The sequence below is a fragment of the Streptomyces sp. NPDC089919 genome, assembly GCF_040684615.1.
Taxonomy (GTDB): Bacteria; Actinomycetota; Actinomycetes; order Streptomycetales; family Streptomycetaceae; genus Streptomyces.
This window is the reverse complement of sequence record NZ_JBFBGK010000054.1, coordinates 1-18,160: the sequence shown is the minus strand read 5'-3', so window position 1 is coordinate 18,160 and position 18,160 is coordinate 1. Positions and strand designations below refer to the sequence as shown.

The 18,160-nt window shown below is 72.6% G+C and carries 15 protein-coding genes; 6 read left to right on the top strand and 9 right to left on the bottom strand.

What is annotated here, in order from left to right; genetic code table 11:
- Nucleotides 1-74: 74 nt before the first annotated feature.
- Nucleotides 75-2,600 carry a protein kinase gene (locus AB0O40_RS21690; protein WP_365043987.1) on the bottom strand — a complete coding sequence of 842 codons (2,526 nt, stop codon included), beginning with the start codon at nt 2,598-2,600 and terminating at the stop codon, nt 75-77.
- Between the two features lie 187 nt (nt 2,601-2,787).
- Nucleotides 2,788-4,494 carry a glycerol-3-phosphate dehydrogenase/oxidase gene (locus AB0O40_RS21685; protein ID WP_365043984.1) on the bottom strand — a complete coding sequence of 569 codons (1,707 nt, stop codon included), beginning with the start codon at nt 4,492-4,494 and terminating at the stop codon, nt 2,788-2,790.
- A 225-nt stretch (nt 4,495-4,719) separates the two neighbouring features.
- On the opposite strand from AB0O40_RS21685, the gene AB0O40_RS21680 reads away from it, so the two are divergent.
- On the top strand, nt 4,720-5,949 hold the full coding sequence (locus AB0O40_RS21680) for a nucleotide sugar dehydrogenase (RefSeq protein ID WP_365043981.1): 1,230 nt from the start codon (nt 4,720-4,722) through the stop codon (nt 5,947-5,949).
- A gap of 126 nt (nt 5,950-6,075) precedes the next feature.
- Nucleotides 6,076-6,771, top strand: coding sequence for a hypothetical protein (locus AB0O40_RS21675; RefSeq protein WP_365043978.1), 696 nt, complete (start codon nt 6,076-6,078; stop codon nt 6,769-6,771).
- A gap of 67 nt (nt 6,772-6,838) precedes the next feature.
- On the opposite strand, the gene AB0O40_RS21670 is transcribed toward AB0O40_RS21675, so the two are convergent.
- From AB0O40_RS21670 to AB0O40_RS21655, 4 genes are all read right to left on the bottom strand, one after another.
- A complete protein-coding gene (locus AB0O40_RS21670) occupies nt 6,839-7,963 on the bottom strand; it encodes a GuaB3 family IMP dehydrogenase-related protein (protein ID WP_365043975.1) in 1,125 nt (374 codons plus the stop codon).
- Between the two features lie 146 nt (nt 7,964-8,109).
- On the bottom strand, nt 8,110-9,615 hold the full coding sequence (guaB, locus tag AB0O40_RS21665; protein ID WP_365043973.1) for an IMP dehydrogenase: 1,506 nt from the start codon (nt 9,613-9,615) through the stop codon (nt 8,110-8,112).
- Nucleotides 9,616-9,769: 154 nt separating this feature from the next.
- On the bottom strand, nt 9,770-10,399 hold the full coding sequence (locus tag AB0O40_RS21660; protein WP_365043970.1) for a sigma-70 family RNA polymerase sigma factor: 630 nt from the start codon (nt 10,397-10,399) through the stop codon (nt 9,770-9,772).
- Between the two features lie 300 nt (nt 10,400-10,699).
- Nucleotides 10,700-11,311, bottom strand: a complete 612-nt coding sequence (locus AB0O40_RS21655) for a response regulator transcription factor (RefSeq protein ID WP_003948568.1) — start codon at nt 11,309-11,311, stop codon at nt 10,700-10,702.
- Nucleotides 11,312-11,690: 379 nt separating this feature from the next.
- Between AB0O40_RS21655 and AB0O40_RS21650 the strand changes: the two genes are divergently transcribed.
- Nucleotides 11,691-12,014, top strand: a complete 324-nt coding sequence (locus tag AB0O40_RS21650) for a WhiB family transcriptional regulator (protein ID WP_365043967.1) — start codon at nt 11,691-11,693, stop codon at nt 12,012-12,014.
- Nucleotides 12,015-12,151: 137 nt separating this feature from the next.
- On the opposite strand, the gene AB0O40_RS21645 is transcribed toward AB0O40_RS21650, so the two are convergent.
- Complete coding sequence (locus AB0O40_RS21645; protein WP_365043964.1) at nt 12,152-13,054, bottom strand: LysR family transcriptional regulator; 903 nt, start codon at nt 13,052-13,054, stop codon at nt 12,152-12,154.
- A gap of 80 nt (nt 13,055-13,134) precedes the next feature.
- Here AB0O40_RS21645 and AB0O40_RS21640 point away from each other — a divergent pair, with 80 nt between their 5' ends.
- The 3 genes from AB0O40_RS21640 to AB0O40_RS21630 all read left to right on the top strand — a co-directional run bounded on the left by AB0O40_RS21640 (nt 13,135) and on the right by AB0O40_RS21630 (nt 15,400).
- Entirely contained in the window at nt 13,135-13,812 is a 678-nt protein-coding gene (locus AB0O40_RS21640; protein WP_365043961.1) for an MOSC domain-containing protein, read from the top strand.
- A 25-nt stretch (nt 13,813-13,837) separates the two neighbouring features.
- A complete protein-coding gene (locus tag AB0O40_RS21635; RefSeq protein WP_365043958.1) occupies nt 13,838-14,611 on the top strand; it encodes an SDR family oxidoreductase in 774 nt (257 codons plus the stop codon).
- Between the two features lie 99 nt (nt 14,612-14,710).
- Nucleotides 14,711-15,400 carry an ester cyclase gene (locus tag AB0O40_RS21630; RefSeq protein ID WP_365043955.1) on the top strand — a complete coding sequence of 230 codons (690 nt, stop codon included), beginning with the start codon at nt 14,711-14,713 and terminating at the stop codon, nt 15,398-15,400.
- Nucleotides 15,401-15,499: 99 nt separating this feature from the next.
- Here AB0O40_RS21630 and groL read toward each other — a convergent pair whose 3' ends face one another.
- Entirely contained in the window at nt 15,500-17,131 is a 1,632-nt protein-coding gene (gene groL, locus AB0O40_RS21625; RefSeq protein WP_365043952.1) for a chaperonin GroEL, read from the bottom strand.
- 114 nt (nt 17,132-17,245) lie between these two features.
- Nucleotides 17,246-17,554 (bottom strand): co-chaperone GroES, encoded by a 309-nt coding sequence (gene groES, locus AB0O40_RS21620; protein WP_030230757.1) that lies wholly within the window; start codon nt 17,552-17,554, stop codon nt 17,246-17,248.
- Between the last annotated feature and the right edge of the window lie 606 nt (nt 17,555-18,160).

Here is an 18,160-nt window from a genome sequence, read left to right as displayed (position 1 = left end):
CGGGGTCCGGCGAGGTCAGCCGGTCAATTGCCGGGCGGGCGGGCGCCGGTGGGAGGGGCGGGGAACGGATCCGGTCAGTCGAGCGGCTTGAACGTGCCGAAGGCGGTGTCCCGCAGGGTGGTGCACTCCGCGCCGTCCCACTCGGCCGACGGGCAGGTGATCATGATGGCGTAGCCGTGCGTGGCGTCGACCTTGAAGCCGCGGTTGAGCACCCGCATCCGCACGCCGTGCTCGGTGCGCTCGAACTCCCAGTCCGCGGTGGTGGGGTAGTTCCGGTAGTTCATGACCTTGAGGCCGAGCTGCTTGTAGCCGTTGCTCTGGGCCCGGACGGCCATGGCCAGTTCGGCCCAGGCCAGCTTGGCGTCGTCCGTGGGGTTCTTGTTGTAGTCGACCTGGACCCGCGGGTAGCCGCCGTCGCGGTTGTATATGCCGCCGGAGTTGCGGCCGGCGACCGCGTTGCGGGAGAAGTCCGCGGGCAGGGCCATGGAGAAGTGGAAGCGCGCGTCGGTGACGGTGGCGTATCCGGCGGGCAGCGCGCCGCCGGTCCCGTCGCCGCCCTGGGAGCCGCCCTTGCTCCCGTCCTTGCTCCCGTCCTGGGAGCCGTCCTTCGCGCCGTCCTTCGACCCGTCCTGGGAGCCGGTCGCGGAGCCGTCGCCGGTGGCGCCCGTCGCGCCACCCGGCTCGGTGCCGCCCGTGGTGCCCGGTGCGCTGCCCCCGGCGGACCGCGCGGGGGTGGGGCCGGCGGAGTGCCCGGTGCCCTTGCTCTGCCCGCCGGTCGGCTCGTCGTCGCCGCTGACGGCCCAGGCGATGACGCCCCCGATGAGCGCGAGGACCGCGATCACGGCCACGATCGCCAGGGCGATGGTCTGCCGTGACATCACGTCGGTCAGCGGCGCGGCCACCGGCCGCCGGGGCCCGGGGTCCGGGGAGGCCACCGGCGCCGCCTTGGGCCGCGGCTCGGGCTTGGTCTGGGGCTTGTTCTGGGGCTTGTTCTTGGTCCGGGGCTTGAACAGCGGCTGCTTGGGCGTGGCCGGCAGCACCGGGGCGGCCGGGGTGCGCAGCTGCTCCGGGACCGGCGGCAGCGCGATCACCCGGGTCTCGTCGGCCGGCGGCTCCGGCTCGGGCTCGGGCATGTCGATGACGGCGTTCAGCAGGGTGCGGGCGCCGGGGTCGTCGAGCCGGGTGGCGGGGTCCTTGTCCAGCAGGCCGTAGATGACGTCCGTGAGCAGCGGGCCGGCGTTCTTCGGCGGGTCCACCGGCTCGGTCATCACCGCGGTGAGGGTGGCCAGCGCGGAGCCCTTGTCGTACGGCGGGGTGCCCTCGGTGGCCGCGTACAGCAGGCCGCCCAGCGACCACATGTCGGCCGGCGGGCCGGGCTTCTGGCCGCGGGCCCGCTCGGGCGAGATGTAGGAGGGGGCGCCGACGAGCATGCCGGTGGAGGTGACCGAGGGGTCGCCCTCGACCTGCGCGATACCGAAGTCGGTCAGGACGACCCGGCCGGTGTCGGCGATCAGGACGTTGGAGGGCTTCACGTCGCGGTGCAGGATGCCCTGGCTGTGCGCGGCGCGCAGCACGTCGAGCACGGCGAGACCGACCTCGGCCGCCCGGCGGGGCGTCAGCGGGCCCTTCTCCCGGATGACTTCGGCGAGCGAGGCGCCCTCGATGAGCTCCATGACGATCCACGGGCGGCCGTCGTCGTCGACCACGTCGAAGACGGTCACGGCGCCGTCGCTGCGGATCCGCGCGATGGCCTTGGCCTCGCGGAGGGTACGGGTGACCAGGCGGCGCTTCTCGTCCTCGTCCACGCCGGAGGAGAAGCGGAGTTCCTTGATGGCGACGGTGCGGCCCAGGGTCTCGTCGACCGCCCGCCAGACCGTGCCCATGCCGCCCTTGCCGAGCACCCGGCCCAGCCGGTACCGCCCGGCGAGCAGGCTGCCCTCGAGGTCGCCCTCGCCGCGCTCGCGCGCCTCCCGGGCCCGCACTCCGGCCGCCGCCGACGCGCCGCCGCCGCGCGGAGCCGCCGTCCCGCCGCCGCGCGTGCCCCCGCCCGCCTCGGACTTGGTCTTCGCCACCTCGGGCTTGGCGCCGGCGTCCGCCGTCTTGGGAGCCGCCGCCTCGGGCCTGGACCCGGCCGCGTCGGACGCGGTCTGCGGCACCCCGGGCTTGGTACCGGCCGCGCCGGACTTGGTGCCGGCCGCCTCGGACTCGGGCGCGGCCACCTCGGACTTGGCGCCGACCGCCGCCCTGGGCTTGGCCAGCGGCACCCCGCCGCGCTTGGGGGCGGCGGACCCGGCTTCGCGCTCGGGGGCGGCGGACTCGGCGTCGCCCTTGGCGGGCGCGGGCGCACCGGTCCCGGTGGCACCGGCGGCGGAGCCCGCCGGGGCGCCGGCCTCGGCGGGGGCCTCCGCGGGCTCCGCGGCGGCGTCCGGGCCGGACTTCCCGGCTTCCGTACCCGGCTTCGCGCCGGCGTCCGCTCCGGACCGCACGCCGGACTTCTGCGCGGGCACCGCCGGGCGGGGCGGTTCCGCGGGGGCCGGACCGGCGTCGGACACGCCGTCCGCAAGGGCATCCGGCTTGCGGGTGTGCTCCGGCTTCGACATGCGTCCCCTCAACGATCGTGCCGCCTGCTCCGGGCGTCCCCGGCGGTTCTCCGGGGCGCACGGCAACCCGCCCCGGCAGGAACCTTATTGTTCCTCACTCCGGCACGGACGGGTGTCCCGGGTCCGCGGTTCCCACCGGCACCGCGAACCGCGGGACCCGACGGCCCGGCGGCCACCCCCCGCACCCCTACAGCGGCACGATGTCCGGCGCCCCCAACCGGGCCGCGTCCGCGGTCTGGTCGTCCGGCTGGCGCTGCGACTCCCGCTCCGCCTGCACCCGCTTCTCGTAGTGCTCGACCTCCCGGTCCACCTGCCCCGCGTCCCACCCCAGCACCGGCGCCATCAGCTCCGCGCACTCCCGGGCGCAGCGGGTGCCCCGGTCGAAGGTCTCGATCGAGATCCGGGTCCGCCGGGTCAGGACGTCGTCGAGGTGCCGGGCGCCCTCGTGGGAGGCGGCGTAGACGACCTCCGCGCGCAGGTAGTCCTCCGCCCCCGCCAGCGGCTGCCCCAGGGAGGGGTCGGCCGCCACCATGTCGAGCAGTTCCTCCGTCAGGGAGCCGTAGCGGTTGAGCAGATGCTCGACCCGCGCGACGTGCAGTCCGGTGCGGGCCGCGATCCGGGCGCGGGCGTTCCACAAGGCCTTGTAGCCCTCCGCCCCGACCAGCGGGACGTCTTCCGTGACGCAGTCGGCCACCCGCTGGTCGAGGCCGTGCACCGCCTCGTCCACCGCGTCCTTGGCCATCACCCGGTAGGTCGTGTACTTGCCGCCGGCCACCACCACCAGCCCGGGCGCGGGGTGCGCGACGGTGTGCTCGCGCGAGAGCTTGCTGGTGGCGTCCGACTCGCCGGCCAGCAGGGGCCGCAGGCCCGCGTAGACGCCCTGGACGTCCTCCCGGGTCAGCGGGACGGCCAGCACGGAGTTGACGTGCTCGAGGAGGTAGTCGATGTCCGCGCTGGAGGCGGCCGGGTGGGCCTTGTCGAGGTCCCAGTCGGTGTCGGTGGTGCCGACGATCCAGTGCCGGCCCCAGGGGATCACGAAGAGCACGGACTTCTCCGTCCGCAGGATCAGTCCGGTGGCGGAGTGGATCCGGTCCTTGGGTACGACCAGATGGATGCCCTTGCTCGCCCGGACGTGGAACTGCCCGCGCTCCCCGATCAGCGCCTGGGTGTCGTCGGTCCACACGCCGGTGGCGTTGACGATCTGCTTGGCGCGGATCAGGTACTCGCCGCCCGCCTCGACGTCCTGCACCTTCGCCCCGACCACCCGCTCGCCCTCGCGCAGGAAGCCGGTCACCCGGGCCCGGTTGGCCGCCAGCGTGCCGTACGCCGCGGCGGTGCGGACCAGGGTCGCGACGTACCGCGCGTCGTCCATCTGGGCGTCGTAGTACTGGAGGGCGCCGACCAGGGCGTCCTTGCGCAGGCAGGGCGCCACCCGCAGGGCCCGCTTGCGGGTGAGGTGGCGGTGCACCGGCAGGCCCCGGCCGTGCCCGCTGGAGACCGACATCGCGTCGTACAGCGCCACGCCCGAGCCGGCGTACAGCCGCTCCCAGCCCTTGTGCTGGAGCGGGTAGAGGAACGGCACCGGCTTGACCAGGTGCGGGGCCAGCCGCTCGAGCAGCAGCCCGCGCTCCTTCAGCGCCTCGCGGACCAGCGCGAAGTCCAGCATCTCCAGATAGCGGAGGCCGCCGTGGATGAGCTTGCTGGAGCGGCTGGAGGTGCCCGAGGCCCAGTCCCGGGCCTCGACCAGGCCGGTGGCCAGGCCCCGGGTGGCCGCGTCCAGCGCGGTCCCGGCGCCGACCACCCCCGCGCCGACCACGAGCACGTCCAGCTCCCGCTCCGCCATCCGGGCGAGCGCCTCCGCGCGCTGCGCGGGTCCCAGAGTCGCTGTCCTCACCGCTGCCTCCCGTCGGTCGGGGTGATCACGCGCCGCTTCCCACCCCGACGATTCTGACCGTGTGTCCACCGGTCGGCCACTGCCTGTGGACAACACACGCGTGGCCACCATCCCACAATGCGGCATATCGGTCATATATACGCCTAGTCTGACATAGCGCCAGGTCCCTTCGTCCACAGGACTTGCGCGCCCCGCCACCTCCGGTTATGGAAGGACGGCCTCCCCATGCCCGCTGACCTCGCCGTCATCGGCCTCGGCCACCTCGGCCTGCCGCTCGCCCAGGCCGCGGTCGCCGCGGGGATCGAGACGGTCGGCTACGACACCGGCCCCGCGACCGACAGCACGCTCACCGCCGCGGACATCCGCCGGATGTCCGCCGCCGGCTTCCGGGTCGCCACCGACCCGGCCGAGCTCGGCCGCGTCCGCACCGCCGTCATCTGCGCCCCTACCCCGCTGGGCGCCGACCAGACCCTCGACCTCACCGCGGTCGGCGAGGCGGCCCGGGCGCTGGCCGCCCGGCTGCGCCCGCACACCACGGTCATCCTGGAGTCCGCCGCCTACCCCGGGGTCACCGAGGACCACCTGCGACCGATCCTCGAGTCGGGCTCCGGGCTGCGGGCCGGCCGCGACTTCCACCTCGCCTACTCCCCCAGCCGGCTCGACCCGGGCAGCCGCACCCACGGCTTCGCCAACACCCCCAAGGTGATCGGGGGGCTCACCCCCGCCTGCACCGAGTCCGCCGCCGCCTTCTACGCCCGGCTGAGCGACAAGGTCGTCCGGGCCCGGGGGCTGCGCGAGGCCGAGACCGTCCACCTGCTGGAGACCAACTTCCGGCACGTCAACATCGCCCTGGTCAACGAGATGGCGGTGCTCTGCCACGAGCTGGGCGTGGACGTCTGGGACGTCATCCGCTGCGCCGAGACGAAGCCGTACGGCTTCCAGGCCTTCCGCCCCGGCCCCGGCGTCGGCGGCCACGGCGTCCCGCTCGACCCCGGCTGCCTGCCGGTGCCCGCCCGCACCCCGGGCCACCCGCTGCGCATGGTCGGCCTGGCCCAGGAGGTCAACAACCGGATGCCGCAGTACGTCATCCAGCGCTGCGCCGCCCTCCTCAACGAGCACGGCAAGTCGGCCCGCGGCGCCCGGGTCCTGCTGCTGGGCGTCACCTACAAGGCGGACCTGGCCGACCAGCAGGGCTCCCCGGCCCGCGAGATCGCCTCCCGGCTGCGCGACCTGGGCGCGCTGGTCAGCTACCACGACCCGTACGTGAGCGGCTGGCGGGTCCGCGACCAGCCGGTGCCGCGCGCCGACTCCCTCTACGAGGCCGCCGCCCACGCCGACCTGACGATCCTGCTCCAGCACCACCGCACCTACGACCTCCAAGGCCTGGCGGTCAAGGCGCAGTTGCTGCTGGACACCCGCGGAGCCACCCCGGTGGGGGCGGCGCACCGGCTCTGACCGGCCCTTGTGGGCCGGTGGAAACCCCTCCTGCGGGCCACGAGCCCCCTGCTAGCCTTCGGCGACCTTCGTCGTACGCGCGTCCGAGGGACGCGGGGACCGCAGATTCCTGGGGGGATGTCTCCAATGTCCGAGCCCGTTCCGCCGCACCAGCCGCACCACGCCCCGCAGCACCACCAGCCGCACCACCCGCCGCACGTCCCCCCGGCGACGGCGCCCCCGGCGGCCGGCTTCGGCGCCGCTCCCGCGCCCTTCGACCCGGCCGCCGCCCAGGCCCTCGACCCGACCGCGCCCCCGGCCCAGGCGTACGCGGCACCGCCCGCGCCCCCGGTGTACGCGGCACCGCCCGCGCCCGCCGGCATACCGGGCCCGGGTGCCCCCTTCGCCCCGCCGACCGCCCCCGCCCCGGCCGCCCGGCCGTCCCGCCCGCTGCTCGGCATCCTCGCCACCCTCGTGACGGCCCTGGCCACCGCCGGGCTCTACGGCTGGGTGATCGGCCTGATCAACCACCAGATCGGCTTCGTCGCGGTGCTCCTCGGCGCGCTGATCGGCGTGGTGGCCGGCCGCGTCGGCGGCCCGGGCCGGGCGGCTCCGCTGGTCGCCGCGGTCCTCGCCATGGCCTCGGTGTACGCCGGTCAGCTCCTCGGCATCGCCATCACCAACGCCGACCAGCTGGGCTACTCCACCATGGACGTCCTCGAGCTGGGCCTGCCGACCCTGAACGAGGCCTGGACCGGCACCGCCACCGCCATGGACTTCGTCTTCTTCCTCATCGGCGGGTTCACCGCCTTCAAGGTCGGCCGGGTGGCCGGCCGCCGCTGAGCGGACCGTACGCCGGAGGCCCGGCACCCCTGGAACGGGGTACCGGGCCTCCGGCGTGCGTACGGGGTCAGCGGCGGTGCTGCGAGTCCGCGACGGTGACCTCGACCCGCTGGAACTCCTTGAGCTCGCTGTAGCCGGTGGTGGCCATCGAGCGGCGCAGCGCGCCGAAGAGGTTCATCGAGCCGTCGGGGCTGTGCGACGGGCCGGTCAGGATCTCCTCGGTGGTACCGACGGTGCCCAGGTCGACCTTCTTGCCGCGCGGCACGTCCTCGTGGACGGCCTCCATGCCCCAGTGGTTGCCCTTGCCGGGCGCGTCGGTGGCGCGGGCCAGCGGGGAGCCCATCATCACGGCGTCGGCACCGCAGGCGATGGCCTTGGGCAGGTCGCCGGACCAGCCCACGCCGCCGTCGGCGATGACGTGCACGTACCGGCCGCCGGACTCGTCCATGTAGTCCCGGCGGGCCGCGGCCACGTCGGCCACCGCGGTGGCCATCGGGACCTGGATGCCCAGGACGTTGCGGGTGGTGTGCGCGGCGCCGCCGCCGAAGCCGACCAGCACGCCCGCCGCGCCGGTGCGCATCAGGTGCAGGGCGGCGGTGTAGGTGGCGCAGCCGCCGACGATCACCGGGACGTCGAGCTCGTAGATGAACTGCTTGAGGTTCAGCGGCTCGGCGGCGCCGGAGACGTGCTCGGCGGAGACGGTGGTGCCGCGGATCACGAAGATGTCGACCCCGGCGTCCACCACGGCCTTGGAGAACTGCGCGGTGCGCTGCGGGGAGAGCGCGGCGGCGGTCACGACGCCCGAGTCGCGCACCTCCTTGATCCGCTGGCCGATCAGGTCGGCCTGGATCGGCGCGGCGTAGATCTCCTGGAGGCGGCGGGTCGCGGTGTCCTCGTCGAGCTCCGCGATCTCGTCGAGCAGCGGCTGCGGGTCCTCGTAGCGCGTCCACAGGCCCTCGAGGTTGAGGACGCCCAGGCCGCCGAGCTCGCCGATCCGGATGGCCGTCTGCGGGGAGACCACCGAGTCCATGGGAGCGGCCAGGAACGGGAGCTCGAAGCGGTAGGCGTCGATCTGCCAGGCGATCGAGACCTCCTTCGGGTCCCGGGTGCGCCGGCTCGGGACGATGGCGATGTCGTCGAACGCGTACGCCCTGCGGCCGCGCTTGCCGCGCCCGATCTCGATCTCAGTCACGTGTGGTGGCCTTTCCCTCTTGGTCTGCCCGTCCAGTATCCCCGACGGCCGGGGCGCCGCGTTTCGGTGACCGCTGTACGGACGCACGCCGAAGGGGCGGCCCCGCGCCTCGCGGGTCCGCCCCTTCGTGGTCGCTGCCGGAGCCGTCAGCCCTTGCGGGAGTAGTTCGGCGCCTCGACCGTCATCTGGATGTCGTGCGGGTGGCTCTCCTTGAGGCCCGCCGAGGTGATCCGGACGAACCGGCCGCGCTCCTGGAGCTCGGGGACGGTCCGGCCGCCGGCGTAGAACATCGACTGGCGCAGGCCGCCGACCAGCTGGTGGACCACCGCGGAGAGCGGGCCGCGGTAGGGCACCTGGCCCTCGATGCCCTCGGGGATGAGCTTGTCGTCGCCGCCCACGCCCTCCTGGAAGTAGCGGTCCTTGGAGAAGGACTTGCGGTCGCCGCGGGTCTGCATGGCGCCCAGCGAGCCCATGCCGCGGTACGACTTGAACTGCTTGCCGTTGATGAACAGCAGCTCGCCCGGGGACTCCTCGCAGCCCGCCAGCAGGGAGCCGAGCATCACCGTGTCGGCGCCCGCGACCAGCGCCTTCGCGATGTCGCCGGAGTACTGCAGGCCGCCGTCGCCGATGACCGGCACGCCCGCGGCCTTGGCCGCCAGGGCGGCCTCGTAGATCGCGGTCACCTGCGGGACGCCGACGCCGGCGACCACGCGGGTGGTGCAGATGGAGCCGGGGCCGACGCCGACCTTGATGCCGTCGCAGCCGGCGTCGACGAGCGCCTGGGCGCCGTCGCGGGTGGCGACGTTGCCGCCGATGACGTCCACCGCGGAGTTCGACTTGATCTTGGAGACCATGTCGCCGACCAGCCGGGAGTGGCCGTGCGCGGTGTCGACGACGATGAAGTCGGCGCCCGCCTCGATCAGGGCCTGGGCGCGCTCGTACGCGTCACCGGCGACGCCGACCGCGGCGCCGACCAGCAGGCGGCCGTCCTTGTCCTTGGCGGCGTTGGGGTACTTCTCGGCCTTGACGAAGTCCTTGACCGTGATGAGGCCCTTGAGGATGCCGGCCTCGTCGACCAGCGGCAGCTTCTCGATCTTGTGGCGGCGCAGCAGCTCCATGGCGTCCACGCCGGAGATGCCGACCTTGCCGGTGACCAGCGGCATCGGGGTCATGACCTCGCGCACCTGGCGGCTGCGGTCCGACTCGAAGGCCATGTCGCGGTTGGTGACGATGCCGAGCAGCTTGCCGGCCGGGTCGGTGACCGGGACGCCGGAGATGCGGAACTTCGCGCAGAGCTCGTCGGCCTCGCGGAGCGTGGCGTCCGGGTGGACCGTGATCGGGTCGGTGACCATGCCCGACTCGGAGCGCTTGACCAGGTCGACCTGGTTGGCCTGGTCGGCGATCGAGAGGTTGCGGTGCAGGACGCCGACGCCGCCCTGGCGCGCCATCGCGATGGCCATCCGGGACTCGGTGACCTTGTCCATGGCCGCGGAGAGCAGCGGGACGTTGACGCGGACGTTGCGCGAGATCAGGGAGGAGGTGTCGATCTCGTCGGGGGCCATGTCCGACGCGCCGGGAAGCAGCAGCACGTCGTCGTAGGTCAGCCCGAGCGAGGCGAATTTGTCGGGCACTCCGTCGGCGTTGACAGTCATGACACCTTCCCAATGGTCTTGCTCGGCGCGGATGTCCATGCTAACGGGATCGCGCGGCGTCTCATTCCACGACGAAGATCGACCGCAATTTTCGTGCCTTGCTACAAGTTTGATCGCAAGATCTATGGCTCCGGCGGCGCGGAGCCACCGGGGCCTACTGCTCCGCGAGCGCCCGCAGCCGGCTCAGCGCGCGGTGCTGCGCCACCCGGACGGCCCCGGGCGACATGCCGAGCATCTGGCCGGTCTCCTCGGCCGTCAGGCCGACCGCCACCCGCAGGACGAGCAGTTCGCGCTGGTTCTCCGGGAGGTTGGCCAGCAGCTTCTTGGCCCAGGCCGCGTCGCTGCTGAGCAGCGCCCGCTCCTCGGGGCCGAGGGAGTCGTCGGGCCGCTCGGGCATCTCGTCCGAGGGGACGGCGGTGCTGCCGGGGTGCCGCATGGCCGCCCGCTGGAGATCGGCGACCTTGTGCGCGGCGATGGCGAAGACGAAGGCCTCGAAGGGCCGGCCGGTGTCCCGGTAGCGCGGCAGGGCCATCAGGACGGCGACGCAGACCTCCTGCGCCAGGTCCTCGACGAAGTGCCGGGCGTCCCCGGGCAGCCGGGACAGCCGGGTGCGGCAGTAGCGCAGCGCGAGCGGATGGACGTGGGCCAGCAGGTCGTGGGTCGCCTGCTCGTCGCCCTCGACCGCCCGGCGGACCAGCGCGCCGACGGCACCGGGGGCGCCGTGCTTGGGGGCCCCCGCGGGGCCGGTGGCCGTGGGGGAACCCAGGGCCTCGTCGTCGCGCATCAATCCATGGTGCACTGACTGTCCGCCATCCGCGGCACCCCGGTCGGGATCGTGCATCGAAGCGTTATGAGCAGGCGCGCCGGACCCCATCATCTGCGCCCTCCCCTCCCGCTCGGCCGAATGGTCCCCGAAGGACCGCCACATTTCCAGCATGCGGCACACCTTCAAGGATGCGGCATCGCGTCCGAAGCGACACTCCCCCGGCTGCCGCCGGGAGGTGGCCCCTCCCGATTCTGCCCCGCCAACCCCCTCGCGCACACCGGATCCGGCGGAGTCGAGGGGGCGGTGGTCAGATCGGTCTCAGCGCACCAGGCCCCAGCGGAAACCGAGTGCCACGGCGTGCGCCCGGTCCGAAGCGCCCAGCTTCTTGAAGAGCCGGCGGGCGTGCGTCTTGACCGTGTCCTCGGAAAGGAACAGCTCACGGCCGATCTCGGCGTTGGAACGGCCGTGGCTCATGCCCTCGAGCACCTGGATCTCGCGGGCGGTGAGGGTGGGCGCGGCGCCCATCTCGGCCGAGCGCAGCCGCCGGGGGGCCAGCCGCCAGGTGGGGTCGGCCAGGGCCTGGGTCACGGTGGCCCGGAGCTCGGCGCGCGAGGCGTCCTTGTGCAGATATCCACGGGCCCCGGCCGCCACCGCGAGGGCGACGCCGTCCAGGTCCTCGGCGACCGTCAGCATGATGATGCGGGCGCCGGGGTCGGCCGAGAGCAGCCGGCGCACGGTCTCGACACCGCCGAGGCCGGGCATCCGGACGTCCATCAGAATCAGATCGGAGCGGTCGGCACCCCAGCGGCGGAGGACTTCCTCGCCGTTGGCGGCCGTCGTCACACGCTCGACGCCGGGCACGGTGGCAACCGCGCGACGGAGCGCTTCTCGGGCAAGCGGGGAGTCGTCGCAGACGAGGACGGATGTCATGGCCGCCCTCCGCAGCTGCTGATGCGCGTCACCTTGAGCCTCCAGGCTGGTACGTATCGTCACCTGTGCGGTCGACGTCCCCGGACACCTGTCCGGGAACTTCTTCGTTCAACCGCCCACGCACTCTCAACGATGGTCACTCGAAAGAGTTACGGGTCGGACGGACACCTTCGGCACTCTACGTGAGGAAGCGAACACAGCGCTGGCGCGACAAGCCGACTGTCCTCCATCTGGACCTATGCCCTATTTGGCGGCTTTTCTTCCGTTCGGCATGTGTCTGAGGCTAGATTCCCAATGAGTCATATTTACATCTACTCAGATCGTAGATGTGGAGACCTGGACCGTATCCGCCTCAGTACCGGCTTCAAGAGGACTAGCTATGGCAGATTTCTCCCGCCTCCCCGGACCGAACGCCGACCTCTGGGACTGGCAGCTGCTGGCCGCCTGCCGGGGAGTCGACAGCTCCCTCTTCTTCCACCCGGAGGGCGAGCGGGGCGCGGCCCGGAGCGCGCGCGAGGCCTCGGCTAAAGAGGTCTGCATGAGATGCCCGGTGCGCGCGGAATGCGCCGCGCACGCACTCGCCGTCCGAGAGCCCTACGGGGTGTGGGGAGGCCTGACCGAGGACGAACGGGAGGAGCTGATGGGCCGCGCCCGGCACCGCCTCATCCCCGCCACCAGCATCGGCGGCTCCGCCGCCCACTGACGAGAACCCTCGTTCGAAAGACACTGAAGGAACGATTCCGCGACGACGCGGCAGCACCGGGACCCGCCCTGCGGCCCGGGCGTGTCGACGGCGCCGCCGCGCGCCCCGGTGCTCCGGGGCGCGCGGCGGCCGCCACGTCAGCGGGCCGCGGCCTTCTCCAGCTTGTCGAGCATCGCCGCCACGGCCGGTACCCGGGCCAGGTCCGGCAGCGTCAGCGCCACGACCTCCCGCTCGACCGCCGGCTCCACCGTCACGGTCCGCGCGGCCTTGGTGCGTACCGACTCCACGGCCAGCTCGGGCAGCACCGCCACGCCCAGCCCGGCGCCCACCAGGCCCACCACGGCCGGGTAGTCGTCGGTGGCGAAGTCGATCCGGGGGGTGAAGCCCGCCGATTCGCAGACCTCGACCAGATGGCGGCGGCAGCGCGGGCAGCCCGCGATCCACGGCTCGTCCGCCAGCTCGGCCATCCCCACCCGCTCCGCCCCGGCCAGCCGGTGCCCCTCGGGCACCAGCCCGATCAGCCGGTCCGTGAGCAGCGGCCGGACCACCAGGTCCGCCCACTCGGCGGGCCCGCCGCCGGCGGCCCCCGAATAGCGGAAGGCCAGCGCCACGTCGCAGTCGCCCTCCCGCAGCATCTCCACCGAGCGCGGCGGTTCGGCCTCCACCAGCGAGACCCGGGTACCGGGGTGGTCCTCGCGCATCGCCGCCAGGGCGGTGGGGACCAGGGTCGAGCTGCCGCTGGGGAAGGAGACCAGCCGCACCCGGCCGGCCCGCAGCCCGGCGATCGCGGCCACCTCCTCCTCGGCGGCGGTCAGCCCGGCCAGGATCCCGGCGGCGTGCCGCACCAGGGCCTCGCCCGCCTGGGTCAGCCGCATCTCGCGGCCGGTGCGGATCAGCAGCGGGGTGCCCGCGGACTGCTCCAGCGCCTTCATCTGCTGGCTCACGGCGGGCTGGGTGCAGCCCAGCTCGCGGGCGGCGGCGGAGAAGGAGCCGGTGGCGGCCACGGCGCGCAGGACTCGGAGATGACGTGCTTCGATCACCCCTTGAGCATAAGGGCTTCTTTGATGACCGGTCGAATAATCGTGTGCGCCTTGGGGGCCAGGCGGGTTAGCGTGATTCCATGCAGCTCATCTCCGTGAACCTCGGCCGCGCCGTGCCCGTCGACTACACCGACTCCCCCGGCGGGGTGACGGGCCACGGCAAGCGGCCGGTACCGGGTCCGGTACGGGTCACCGCGCCCGGCCCCAAGGGCACCGGCGGCAGCGGCCTGGCCGGGGACGCGGTCTGCGACCTGCGCCACCACGGTGGCGAGCACCAGGCCGTCTACGCCTACGCGCGCGAGGACCTGGACCACTGGGAGCGCGGGCTGGGCCGGGAGCTGCCCGCCGGGACCTTCGGCGAGAACTTCACCACCACCGGCGTGGACGTCAACGGCGCGCTGCTCGGCGAGCGGTGGCGGGTCGGACCGGAACTGCTCCTCGAAGTGGCCTCGGGCCGGATCCCGTGCCGCACCTTCGCGGGCCAGCTGGACCAGCGCGGCTGGGTGAAGCGCTTCACCCAGGAGCAGCGGCCCGGCGCCTACCTGCGGGTGATCGAGCCGGGCGAGGTCTCCCCCGGCGACCGGATCGAGGTCGTCCACCGGCCGGCCCACGAGGTCACGGTGGCCTTCTGGTTCCGCGCCTTCACCACCGAGCGGCAGCTGCTCCCCCGCACCCTGGCCGCCGGCGCCGCGATGGAGCCCGGCCGCCAGGAGACCGTACGCCTCTACATGGAGAAGTACGGCCGGGCCGCGGTCTGAAACCCGCGGCGGCTAGGTTGCCCGTATGACGACTGCTCTCATCACGGGATCCACGGCGGGCATCGGCGCCGCCTTCGCTCGGAAGCTGGCGGCCCAGGGGCACAACCTGGTGCTGGTGGCCCGGGACACCAAGCGGCTGCGCGAGCAGGCCACCGAGCTGCACGACCGGCACGGCATCGAGGCCGAGGTGCTGACCGCGGACCTGGCCACGGAGACCGGGATCGCCGCGGTGGAGCAGCGGCTCGGGGACCGCAAGGACCCGGTGGACCTGCTGGTGAACAACGCGGGCTTCGGCAACAAGGGCCGCTACCTCGAAGTCTCCATGGCCGACGAGCTGACGATGCTGAAGGTGCACATCGAGGCGGTGCTCCGGCTGACCTCCGCCGCGACGGAGTCGATGCGCTCGCGCGGCCGCGGCGGGGTCGTCAACGTCGCCTCGGTGGCGGCCTTCGTGCCGCGCGGCACCTACGGCGCGAGCAAGGCCTGGGTCGTGCAGTTCACCCAGGGGGCGGCCCGGGACCTCGCCGGGTCCGGGGTGCGGATGATGGCGCTCTGCCCCGGCTTCGTGCGCACCGAGTTCCACGAGCGGGCCGGGATGGGCACGGACAACATCCCCAACTGGATGTGGCTGGACGCGGACAAGCTGGTCGCCGCCGCGCTGGACGACCTGGCCCGGGGCCGTACCGTCTCGATCCCGGACCCGCGCTACAAGGCGTTGATGGGGGTCGTGAAGCTGACCCCTCGGGGGCTGCTCGGCGGCGTCTCCTCCCGTACCGGCCGCAAGTACGGGCCGCAGTGACCGGCCGGTAGGACCTCCCGGTAGGACCGGTCGGTAGCCCGGCCGAACGGGTGAATCCTCCCTAAACTGGACATGTCCCATCCAGCCCCGGGAGCCGTCATGACATTCGTACAGATCATCGATTACAAGACCAGCCGGGCCGATGAACTGAACCAGCTGCTCGACCGGTACATCGCCCAGAGCCAGGGCCACCGCACCGTCACGCACAGCGTGGTGGGCAAGGACCGCGAGGCCGAGAACCACTACGTGGACGTGGTCGAGTTCCCGTCGTACGAAGAGGCCATGAAGAACTCCGACCTCCCGGAGACGGACCGGATGTTCCGCGAGATGGTGGCCCTGTGCGACGGGATGCCGACCTTCACCAACCTGGACGTGGTCCGCGACGAGCACCTGAACGCCATGATGGTGAACCGGATGTACGACGAGATCGCGGTCAAGGGCGACATGTCCGTGGTCGAGGAGATCTTCGCCGCGGACTACCTCGAGCACGACATCGCGAACCCCGAGCCCAGGACCGGCCACGCCGGCGTCCGTGAGGGCGTCGGGTCCTGGCGCGACGCCTTCGACTTCACCTTCACGCGGATGGCCCAGACCGCACAGGACGACTACGTCACCACCCTGTGGACCTGGAACGGCACGCACAAGGGCGAGTTCATGGGCATCGCGCCGACCGGCACGTCCTGCACGATGACCGGCACCACGGTCTTCCGATGTCAGGACGGGATGATCAAGGAAGGCTGGTGGCACTACGACGCCATGGGCCTGATGCGGCAGCTCGGCGCCATGTGAGGTGTACCGGGACCCCGGCCGGGCCCGGTCATACGGGAAGGCCCCCGCCCCGCCGTGCGAACGGCGGGACGGGGGCCTTCTCGTCGAAGCGGTGACGCGTCAGTGGCTGTGGCCGTGGCCGTGGCCGTGACCGTGGGCGTCGGCCTCCTCCTCGGCCGGCTTCTCGACGACCAGGGTCTCGGTCGTGAGCAGCAGCGAGGCGATGGAGGCGGCGTTCTCCAGGGCGGAGCGGGTGACCTTGACCGGGTCGATGACGCCGGCCTTCACCAGGTCGCCGTACTCGCCGGTGGCGGCGTTGAAGCCCTGGCCCTTCTCGAGCTCCGCCACCTTCGAGGTGATGACGTAGCCCTCGAGGCCGGCGTTCTCGGCGATCCAGCGCAGCGGCTCGACCACGGCGCGGCGGACGACCGCGACACCGGTGGCCTCGTCGCCGTCCTTGCCGAGGTTGCCCTCGAGGACCTTGGCGGCGTGCACCAGAGCGGAGCCACCACCGGAGACGATGCCCTCCTCGACCGCGGCGCGGGTCGCGGAGATGGCGTCCTCGAGACGGTGCTTCTTCTCCTTCAGCTCCACCTCGGTGGCGGCGCCGACCTTGATCACGCACACGCCGCCGGCCAGCTTCGCGAGGCGCTCCTGGAGCTTCTCGCGGTCCCAGTCGGAGTCCGTGGCCTCGATCTCGGCCTTGATCTGGTTGACGCGGCCGAGGACGTCCTCGGAGGCACCGGCGCCGTCCACGATCGTGGTGTCGTCCTTGGTGACGGTCACGCGGCGGGCAGAGCCCAGCACGTCCAGACCGGCCTGGTCGAGCTTGAGGCCGACCTCCTCGGCGATGACGGTGGCACCGGTGAGGGTGGCCATGTCCTGGAGCATCGCCTTGCGGCGGTCACCGAAGCCGGGGGCCTTGACGGCGACGGCGTTGAACGTGCCGCGGATCTTGTTGACCACCAGGGTCGACAGGGCCTCGCCCTCGACGTCCTCGGCGATGATCAGCAGCGGCTTGGAGCCACCGGCCTGGATGACCTTCTCGAGCAGCGGCAGGAGGTCCTGGATGGAGGAGATCTTGCCCTGGTTGATCAGGATGTACGGGTCCTCGAGGACCGCTTCCATGCGCTCCTGGTCCGTGGTGAAGTACGGCGACAGGTAGCCCTTGTCGAAGGCCATGCCCTCGGTGAACTCGAGCTCGAGACCGAAGGTGTTCGACTCCTCGACGGTGATGACACCGTCCTTGCCGACCTTGTCCATGGCCTCGGCGATGAGCTCGCCGACCTGCTGGTCCTGCGCGGAGAGCGCGGCCACGGCGGCGATGTCGCTCTTGTCCTCGATCGGACGGGCGGTCGCGAGCAGGTCCTCGGAGACCGCCTTGACCGCGGCGTCGATGCCCTTCTTCAGGGAGGCCGGGGAGGCGCCGGCGGCGACGTTGCGCAGGCCCTCGCGGACCAGCGCCTGGGCCAGGACCGTGGCGGTGGTGGTGCCGTCACCCGCGATGTCGTTGGTCTTGGTCGCCACCTCCTTCACGAGCTGGGCGCCCAGGTTCTCGTACGGGTCGTCGATCTCGACCTCGCGGGCGATCGTGACACCGTCGTTGGTGATGGTGGGGGCGCCGAACTTCTTGTCGATGACGACGTTGCGGCCCTTGGGGCCGATCGTCACCTTGACCGTGTCGGCAAGCTTGTTGACGCCGCGCTCGAGGGCGCGACGGGCGTCCTCGTCGAACTTCAGAATCTTCGCCATGGGAGCGTTCTGTCCTCTTCGGTGAAATGAACTGCGCCCCGGGCACCCGGATATGGAGGTCTGGGGCCCGGGGCGCAGGTCAAAGCATCTGCTTAAGTGCGGTGCTCGGGTGAATTACTTCTCGACGATCGCGAGCACGTCGCGAGCCGAGAGGACGAGGTACTCCTCGCCGCTGTACTTCACCTCGGTGCCGCCGTACTTGCTGTACAGCACGATGTCGCCGACGGAGACGTCGAGCGGCAGGCGCTGACCGTCCTCGAAGCGGCCCGGGCCCACGGCGAGGACGACGCCCTCCTGGGGCTTCTCCTTCGCAGTGTCCGGGATGACCAGGCCAGAGGCCGTGGTCTGCTCGGCGTCCAGCGGCTGGACCACGATGCGGTCCTCGAGCGGCTTGATGGCAACCTTGGAGCTGGCGGTCGTCACGATCCGACCTCCCCCTTCGGAGATCTCACGGGGTTAACTGTCTGAGGTGGCGACCAGGTGGATCCGTCGTCGCGGGTGCCGGACCTGCCCGTCGCTGTGTTGGCACTCACCGGTGGCGAGTGCCAGGGCCGAGACTATTCCGGCGATTAGCACTCGGTCAAGCGGAGTGCCAATTCCCTCCCCCGACCGCGCCCTCCCACCCCTGCCGGGCCTACCCCGCCCACACCCGCCGTGGCGGGCCCACCCAGCCTGCCCGACCCTGCCGGGCCTACCCCGCCCACACCCGCCGTGGCGGCCCCCACCCAGCCCCGCCGGCGTTTGAGGCGACCGTCGCGCAGCGGCGGTGCGGGGGATCCGGGGGCAGCGCCCACCGGTTTCGGGAAGGGGCGGGGTGGGGTCTGGCTCCGCGCAGCGGCCGGGCCCGGGCCCGGAACCCGCGCCTCAATCGCCGGCGGGGCTGGAATGGCGGTCCCCGGCCCAACGGGGCGCACAAGGCGGGCGGGGCCCAGGATTCGGGGCTCCGCCCCCGGACCCCGCGCCTCAAACTCCCCCAGCTACCGCTGGGAGGTGCCCCCAGCGAGGCTGAGATGGCCCCGGCGCGGCCGG